Genomic DNA, 3,154 nt, shown 5'->3' with positions numbered 1-3,154 from the left:
AGCAGTTCGTCCAATGCGGGGTTCTAATCACAAACCGCCGAAATTTCCGTCACCCCCAATCCACACCCTCTAGCAAAGTATCCAAATCCAGCATTTTGCCACCATCCTCGAAGGTGTAATGTCCGCCCAATAGTAGGTGCTGCCAGGCCACCGGTGATGTTGACTTGATGAGTGCCAGCGCCTTGGCTTTACCCTGGCAGCGCTCCAGTAGCCGTGAAAGGATGGCCGCATTGTAGTAGATGATGGCGTTGGCAACCAGTCGGGCGCACTGGTTGCTGATTTCTAACCCTAGGTCCGTCTGCCCCGTCAGTTCCTTTTTGCCGCCAACCTGGGCAATGGCTGCACGCAACTGGTGGTATGACTCAATGCGGTTTTGCGAGCGATGCACGTTGCGCTGCAACTGTGGGTCGCGTAGGTAGCGTAATGTGTAAATACTGCGGATGAGCTTGTCGTACTCGAAGACCGCACGCCGCGTGGGATTGGACGTGCTGTAGGTGCATATCTTGCGGATAAGCGTCGCTTGCGTCATGTCTTTCAATGCCAGTGTGGCCACGATCTGGTCAATGCCCTCTTTTTCGCTTTCAATGGCTTGCAGGGCGATCTGACCCACTGGTTTTACGAGGTATTTTTCATAAAGAGCCAGATCATCGACACAGTACAACTCCTTAAGTTGAGCGTTGGCGTCGGTAAAACGCGGTGCAAATACCCCGCCGAACCAGTCGAAAATGGCAAAGTTGGCCTTGTTGATGCTGTGCATATCGCCGGTGATCATTCTCGGCACGATGTTCGAGGTATTGCGGTACCACACGTCAAAGGCATGATGGGCCTCATATTCATGCGCGCCAATTACCCAGCCTTGTAGCGGCACATGGTTGCACAGCATTGTGTAGGCCACCACGCCCTTGCCACGGGCAAAGTATTTGCGCGAATGCCGTGCTTGGATAGTGGGACGCTCCATGCTGAACTTCTGCCCATCCACGCTACCGTAGAGCATTTCCAGGTCGAATGAGAAATGCTCGAAGATCGGCAGCTTGGCGATGGCGTTGCTAATACAGTCATTGGCTGCTTGCAACGTCGATTGTCGCAAGTACTGCTTGTAGGCCGTCTCCAGCACCTGATAGGGAATGTCACTGGTGCGCGCCATGGTGAACATGCCGTGGTTCATGGCTATGGCAGTGATTACGGCCAGCAAGCTGTTGGCCTGGGTGCTCTGCTTGGCATAGCGCGGTTGCAGTGGCGTCAATGCCGACAGGAACTGGCATTGACCATCCACGAAGCGCAACACGTCGGCCACGTCGGTCAGCGGCAAACGCCCGTAAAAGGCTTCGGATTGGTCGGCCCCTTTATTAGCTTTGGGTTGGCGCCATATCAAGCGTTTACGCGCAGTGTCGAACGTCAGGTGTGGCAGCGTCCCCCGGCGTAGTTCCGAGTTGAAGGAATGCCACTGTTGTCGTAATTGCTCGGCCAACGCTTCCAGGCGCGTGCTGACGGGTTGACGCAACCAGGCAATGTTCGCGTCCATTTTTGCCAGCAGTGGCGCGTATTCGGCCAGTGGCACCAGCTCGTCGGCCAGTTGGCGGTGTTGCAAGCTGTCATCTATATAGATATCGCCGGTGCGTAGACGTTTGGCTATCTCATGGTACAGCCAGAACTCATATCGTGCGTCGTTAAGAGCTACACGGTTGCCAGCGTCGTCACTGTCCAGCAGGAAGGAGCGCAAGCGCACTGGCAAGGTATTGGCTGGACACTCGGACAATGGGCGCTGCGATGGTCGTTGCTGATGCGCAAACACTGTTTTGATCCACTCCAGCGCTTGCAGCCAGGGGTTATCCGGTTCCGCCCCGCAGAAGTCCACGCTAGCAAAGATCGGTCGCAGGTTCAGGCGCACCCGCACGCTCAGTTTGTCGATAGCTTCCCAGCGTAGCGCCAGGGAGCTGAGCTGTTTGGTGCTCATGTGTTGGCCTACTGCTAGCACTTCGTCCTTGCCCATGATCTGCCAGGCACGACGGCGCACGGTGCCAAACAGCTCACTGTCAGCCACCTGGTCGTCTACGTACAACAGGAGCAGCCGCCCGACTTTACGGTTATTGCGCGATTGCACCACCTGCTCATGCAAAATACGCTTCTGTGCATGCACCTTGGTTTCAGCTTCATAGTGACGCACGAGGTGATTCATTGCGGCCACCAGATTGTCGGTGAATTGCCGGTAACGCAGCCAGGCGAAACACAGCAGGTACAGGCGTGCTTGTGCAGGCTTGAGACGGCGCAGGTCAAATACCGTGTAGTAGTTCACCAGGCTGGCGTAGTACAGCAGGTTTTGCCGGGAGATTTCCAGGCGGGGTAGTATTTCCTTGGCGGCGTGGTGCAGCGGTGCCAGCGTCGCGCGCTTTTCGCGCTCGCGGCTCATATGTCGATGGCCAAAATTTTTAGCATCTTGCTTGAGCACGGCCAAATCGGAGAGGGTATCTTCGTACACCAGCAACTGCGACAATATTGCCTTGAGGGGTTCGTCCAGCAGCCCCTCGAGCAAGCTGCCCAGGCGAAGGCGTTCATCACTCAGTGCCTTACTGACAATCTCCTGCAAGGTGGTGTAACCCGGCCGGATGATCTTGCGTTCACCTAGCGCGACCACAAGCTCTAAAGCCACAAAGCTGGGCGTTACATCGCGTCGCACCAGTTGTGCGGCCCGCGATGCCAGCCAAGGCAAGCAGGTCAAAGACCATGGCTGATAGTCAAACAGCGCCGTGATACCGCCACGCTGGGCATAGCGCTCATGCTTGGAGATGGCCAGTAGCTCCACCGACTGGCCTTGGAAATACCGACTGATGACGAAGGTGCAGTCATCGACCACCTCGTCCCAGTCAAAGACAAAGAAAGCGCGCTTGGCCTTGAAATAACCGATTTGCAGAATGCAATGCACCTGAGCATTTAGGCCGAAGCGACTGGAGGCCAGTGCCAGTTCGGTCTCTGATAGCGCGAGGTATTCCAGCTGTTGGCTGTCATCGAAGTTAGGCATACCGTACAGAGCCTCTTGTTCGGCATCCGATAGGACGTTCAACCGTTCGCTTTTGGAGGTCATTTCTGGGGCGCTACGCTTGAGGTTGTTGTCGTTTTAAGAAATCGACTGTGCGGGTGGATTGCAGAGCTGCATACA

The 3,154-nt window shown here is 55.7% G+C and carries 1 protein-coding gene; it reads right to left on the bottom strand.

What is annotated here, in order from left to right:
• Positions 1-49: 49 nt before the first annotated feature.
• Positions 50-3,079 (bottom strand): Tn3 family transposase, encoded by a 3,030-nt coding sequence (locus ALO64_RS03055; RefSeq protein WP_054991657.1) that lies wholly within the window; start codon positions 3,077-3,079, stop codon positions 50-52.
• Positions 3,080-3,154 lie beyond the last annotated feature (75 nt).

Source organism: Pseudomonas meliae, assembly GCF_001400515.1.
In the GTDB taxonomy this organism is placed as follows: domain Bacteria; phylum Pseudomonadota; class Gammaproteobacteria; order Pseudomonadales; family Pseudomonadaceae; genus Aquipseudomonas; species Aquipseudomonas amygdali.
This window is presented reverse-complemented; position numbering and strand designations above follow the sequence as displayed.